Source organism: Pseudomonas gregormendelii, from assembly GCF_017114825.1.
Lineage (GTDB): Bacteria > Pseudomonadota > Gammaproteobacteria > Pseudomonadales > Pseudomonadaceae > Aquipseudomonas > Aquipseudomonas gregormendelii.
Genome location: NZ_JADEVO010000076.1, coordinates 1 through 5,221 on the forward strand (window position 1 = coordinate 1; position 5,221 = coordinate 5,221).

At 51.4% G+C, this 5,221-nt stretch carries 6 protein-coding genes; 1 reads left to right on the forward strand and 5 read right to left on the reverse strand.

Annotated features, from left to right (window positions below; all coding sequences use genetic code 11):
• Window positions 1–495 precede the first annotated feature (495 nt).
• The 4 genes from IMW75_RS26430 to IMW75_RS26445 all read right to left on the reverse strand — a co-directional run bounded on the left by IMW75_RS26430 (window position 496) and on the right by IMW75_RS26445 (window position 3,887).
• On the reverse strand, window positions 496–1,038 hold the full coding sequence (locus IMW75_RS26430) for a cytochrome P460 family protein (protein WP_205894267.1): 543 nt from the start codon (window positions 1,036–1,038) through the stop codon (window positions 496–498).
• 130 nt (window positions 1,039–1,168) lie between these two features.
• Window positions 1,169–1,945, reverse strand: a complete 777-nt coding sequence (locus IMW75_RS26435; RefSeq protein WP_205894268.1) for an alpha/beta fold hydrolase — start codon at window positions 1,943–1,945, stop codon at window positions 1,169–1,171.
• A gap of 412 nt (window positions 1,946–2,357) precedes the next feature.
• A complete protein-coding gene (locus tag IMW75_RS26440) occupies window positions 2,358–2,981 on the reverse strand; it encodes a glutathione S-transferase family protein (RefSeq protein WP_205894269.1) in 624 nt (207 codons plus the stop codon).
• A gap of 282 nt (window positions 2,982–3,263) precedes the next feature.
• Complete coding sequence (locus IMW75_RS26445; protein WP_205894270.1) at window positions 3,264–3,887, reverse strand: ferric reductase-like transmembrane domain-containing protein; 624 nt, start codon at window positions 3,885–3,887, stop codon at window positions 3,264–3,266.
• Window positions 3,888–4,222: 335 nt separating this feature from the next.
• Between IMW75_RS26445 and IMW75_RS26450 the strand changes: the two genes are divergently transcribed.
• Window positions 4,223–4,693, forward strand: a complete 471-nt coding sequence (locus IMW75_RS26450) for a chemotaxis protein (RefSeq protein ID WP_205894271.1) — start codon at window positions 4,223–4,225, stop codon at window positions 4,691–4,693.
• A 312-nt stretch (window positions 4,694–5,005) separates the two neighbouring features.
• Here IMW75_RS26450 and IMW75_RS26455 read toward each other — a convergent pair.
• On the reverse strand, window positions 5,006–5,221 hold a 216-nt coding region (locus IMW75_RS26455; RefSeq protein ID WP_205894272.1), incomplete at its 5' end, for a hypothetical protein.

Sequence of the window (5,221 nt, forward strand, 5' to 3'; positions counted from 1 at the left end):
CTGGCTGAGGCCCTGGATATGACCGATTTGAATGGCGGCGCGTTCTTCGACGCTGAGTTCGTGATAGGACATGGGGCAGCACCGTACCGGAAAGGTCAGGTGTTGCACTCAGTTTTTGCCGCCGCCGATGTTAAACGGTGTTATGAATAGTTAAACGCGCCGTTCTTGTTCTATTAGACCGTCCACAAGTGAACGGTTTTGTGCGCTGATTCGTCAGCGCATTTTGGTAAAGTCTGAATTGGCAGGGGGGTATTTGTTAAATTTTTCCCAAGCCTTTGCCGACCATCATGCTGGGCCGGATTGCTCGGCGCACTGTCATATTAGAGAGCGGCTCGCATCTGTGCAAAGCTCTAACCTCTTAACCCGCTAACCAGGTTTTCGGCCTGCGGGCGGCGATGGTCTACTTTCGGAAGCTCACCTCTATCAGGCGTAAGGCCTGATGGGGCTTGCGCCGGCCTCCGAGGCAAATATCTCCATATGAAGAACGCCTGGCGACTACTTCGAATATTTTGTGAAGATGAAGTCATCCTGAGGAGACAATTTTGTATGGCAAGCGAAACAGGTGTTCATGAGCTGCACACTAGGATTAGCTTTGCCGTTTTCAAACTGGCCGTAGCCCCATCCGCCGGTGCTCGCGTAGCGTTTTGAGTCTTTGACTTCTATCTGCACATTCGTCGGCTCTCCGGCGATGTAGGATTGCGCGCGACCGAAGACGGCGTTGTTCCTTGCGGAGGATTCATATTTATAAGCTAGACGGGCGATTATCGTGCCGTCAGGGAATGGGATAGTTCCATTCCGATACGCTTTCATTGCAACATCATTTCCGAGGATCACACGGATGTCGGCTTTGTCGCCCTCTTCATGGGCGATGCTGACGAATTGCCATTCGCGATAGCCATGGGGAAGGGCTACTCCAAAGACCGGTGAACGTTCTGCATCGGTGCCTTGAGTCGAGTCGGCGTATGCAACAACTGAGATCCCTGCAAGGCCACTCAAAAAACTGACGGTTGCAGATAGAACGAGAAATTTCCTCTTCATCAAATAACACTCCTACTCCGGCTCCGCGAATCTGTCGATTGCGTCGTCTAGGGCTTCAAGTGAGCATCCGTAATACGACCGGATGCTCGTTTAACGATGAAGCGGCTCAACACTAAGCCGCGACTTGTCGTCATTTGGCGTTAGCTGCTTTTTCGATCAAGCTGGCAACGACTTTCGGGTTCGAAACCATCACCACGTGAGAAGCGCCTTTGACTACGACGGTCTGCTTGGAGTGTGCTCGCTCAGCCATAAAGGCCTGTGCTTGGGCTGGGATGTTCTTGTCAGCGTCGCCATAGACAAACCAGGAAGGAATCGTTTTCCAAGCCGGTTCTGTGGATGCTTCATTGAGTGCCGCAACTGTAACGGGACGTTGAGTCGCAGCCATCAATTTGGCGTCTGCATTGGAAACGTCGGCTGCGAACTGGTCGTGGAATTTGTCTTGTTGGATATACAGATCCTTGCCGCCGTCAGCCAAGGCTACTGGAGGAGCGAGGGTAGGGCCAAGCGTGCCGCCTGGGAAACGTCCAGATAACTCCGCGGTGGATTCACCTGCTTCGGGTGCAATGGCTGCGACGAATACCAGCGCTTTAACATTGGTGTTGCCGTAAGCCGCTTCGCTGATGACCGGGCCACCATAGGAATGCCCGACCAGCACGACCGGCGTTTTGATGCTGGCGAGCACATCGGCGACCGACTGCGCATCACCTTTGAGTGAGCGCAATGGGTTCGACGCTGCGATCACTGGGTAGCCATCTTTTTCCAGAATTTTGACGACGCCATTCCAACTGCTTGAATCGGCGAAAGCGCCGTGAACCAATACGACAGTCGGTTTGGCCGGCGCAGCCATCGCTGCGGTGGCTGTAATCATTGCGGCTGTGAGGGCCAGACCTGAGAATAACTTGTTCATCTAGAGTTCCTGTGTGTGATGAAGGTTGACGCAATTCCATCAATTTGTGCCGGTTACAGAATCAACCCTACCTCTCGGGCGGGCACGTAGTACGTCTGTGCAACGATTCAGAACCTTCTTTGCATCATCAAGAAATACGAATTTCATCGAGTTGATGCCTCTGCGGCCGGTTGCAAATCAATGCACTGCGTGAGCCATGGTCTGCCCTAAACAAATCCGGGAGAACGACCAAAAAAGACAATCTACTGTTCCAGTTTTTGAAATGGCCGCGATTATTTAGGTCGGGAGAGGAGATGCGCTTGAGGGGCTATTGAATTTAAAGCTGAGGAAATATCGACGGAATGCGTCCCTACACAACCTCTAGAGAAGTTGTGTAGGGAGTCAAAGAATTGCTCCAATGCCGCGCATGGATTTACTGGGGTGGCGTGGCTTTAAAACTCGGCAGGGCTTGCATCTTTGCCCACCAGTCGGCGAAACCATCGATGGCAAAAACCTGATCAGCATCCGGAGTCATCGACATGTATGCACAAGCTGGCGCCAGGTACAGGTCCCCAATACTGGGGCTTTTGCCCGCTATGAATGGATCCGCGCCTTTGATTTTCATCAATTCGCGCAAAACCAATTTAGAGTCTTCGATGCCCTGTAGGCGAGATTCATCGTTTTGTCCCCCAATAAAGTCAGGGAACAGGTAATAGCCGAATACCGAAACCATTGAACCGTAACCGTAGGAATCGTATACCGCTTGAGCCATGTGGCTACGCGCCCGATCACGGGCACTATCAGGCGTTAAAGAATGGCCGGGCAAAACCTCATCGAGGTAGGACATGATGGCCGAGGTCTCGATCACTCTGAAGTCGTCGTGATCAATCACTGGTACTTTGCCGAAAGCATTGCGCTCAAGGTGTTCCGGAAGATGCGTTTCTCCATTCATCACGTTGATCTGTACCTGATCAAAATCAGCACCTTTTTCCGCTAGCAGCATTTTCACCGTGCGAACGTATGGACTTGCATCGAAACCGTAGAGAATGAGACTCATGAGATTGCTCCAACGTGAAAGGACATATTCAAGTCGCTGACGAGTGCGTATATCACTTAGCGTCGTGACCCGAGCGGGCATACATCGGACAGAATTTGCCATTTTCTAGGTACTACGGGCTTGAGCGCTGAATGCAGGTTAATTGGCCCCGCAAGCGTGCCTGGCCTTATTGCTCTGTGGCGAATCCTGAGCGAACATTCTCAATGTAGACCAATCTTCAAAATCTCGTGGACTGCGAGTTTTCTCGATAAATATCCATAAATTTGCGCAGCGATGCCGAACTCAGGCATACGTGCGCGGATGGCTGCGCTTTTGCGTTTGCGCGACTTTTCCAATCACCCGAATCGCAATGGCCGCGCACATAATTCCAAACGGCACCACATACCATGCACTCAAGGGAATGCGTTTGAAATTGGAGTAGGTGAAGACTGCTGCCAAAACCCAAATGCCGGAAACGTGAATAGTTCTCCACGCTCGTCGTCCAATCAGGCGTGTGGTTGCTTTGAAAGACGTCAATGTCATCAGGACAATGAAGAGGTAGCCAACGGATCCGGGAATATTGCCGACGGTTGAGCGTCCGGGCCAGAATTCAGGGTTCAACTGACCATAGGTGTAAATCAGCAGAGCATGAACCAAGTGTGAGAATGCGAACGCAAGGCCTATGAAACGACGCTCGCGTACTAAGGTTTTAGAGAATGATGACGGCACCAGTACCGCAAACGCAGATGCTGTGAAGGCTGCAAGGAAAAGTGCGAATGAGGTGCGTGCTGTTGCGCGAATTGCACTGCGTGTTGCTTCGACCAAGTCGGGGTTGAGCGCGAGGATCAGAGCTGTCATCACCAAGACCAGTAGCGACAGCAGAGAGAATAAGGACCAGCTATGGAATCGTGATAATTGGGCGTTCATTTGCAAAGACTCTAGGGGAAAGGCCGAATCTGGTTGTACGACGATCGGCGGAAAATGCAGTCTTTCAAGCAGGTGTGTTTGCGTTGTGTCCGGAAGAGGCCCCAGTGAAGCATTCTGTATCTGAGGTAATGCTGGATACATTCCCGTACACCGGGAGTAGTAAGAGCGTTGTGACATTCCCATACGCTTCATTGATCGGACGGGAGGAGCGCCATAGATCCCCAGCCAGGTGCCGATACTCGTTAGCTAGCTCACTCCCAAAGGCTTTTTCTCACCACTGCCTTAAAGTACTTTTCGCCAACGTCGATACAGCAAAGACAAAAAGGGAGAATCTCATGCAAATCAATGCCGCTGCCCACGCTTCGATTAAAATCATAGAACCCTCAAATGCTGCGAAATCAGTGCTGAGTGAGGCGTCAGGCGACTCCGACGTACCAGCAGTTACCGAAGGCGTGAAAGTGACTTTGTCCCCCGAGGGGACTGCGAAAGCGTCAAGTGAGACCGAAAAAAATGCGGATATCGACGCTAGCAATCTACCGGATGGCGTGAAAAAAATTCTCAAAGCGATACGAGACATCCAAGAGAAAATTCAAAAGAAAATGGAAGAATTGGATGCCATCAAGAACAATCACTCTCTGAGCGAAAAAGAGCGTGAGGGGAAGGTTCAGGGCATTCTCGGGGAGTTAGGTATTCTCACTAGCCAGCTCACTACTACCACGAATGATCTGCACCGCACGGAAAACGAGATGAAGCTCTCGTCTTCGATGAAAAAGCTTTCAAACTCCCTTTCAGCTCCTAGAGATTGACATACACCACCGCCCGGGAGCCTCTACTAACGTCACCGGAAAGTGGTGGGGGTGCAACCTTCTTTCAAGAGACCATCGTCAGTAAGAAATGGCGTATCACTCACCGCTTTCGGCCACGTTGACACGGTAACGCTCCTCCGCGAGTTCTGACCAGCCAAGCCAGTCGCCCCGCCTCAGGCTTATCGGCACTAGATCAGGAAGAGACCTCCAGCTGCGTATTGATCCCAATCCTTCCCGAATAGACTGATTGCCTGTTCAGAAGGCTCTACCAGCATTGTTTCATCCTGCACAATTAAGCCATGACATCTCTGCTCATTCTCTAAACCCCATTTGTTGGTGAAACTGTTCCCAGAAGCGATCAACTATTGGAGTTGTCGCAGCGTTCTCCATTAATGGGAGATTGTAGTGGTCTAATGAAACCGGACACCCATTTAGGCGAGAATGCTCGCCAGATCGAGGTGTCAGATGACCAAACAACGCCGTTCCTTTTCCGCTGAATTCAAGCGCGAGGCTGCCGACCTTGTGCTC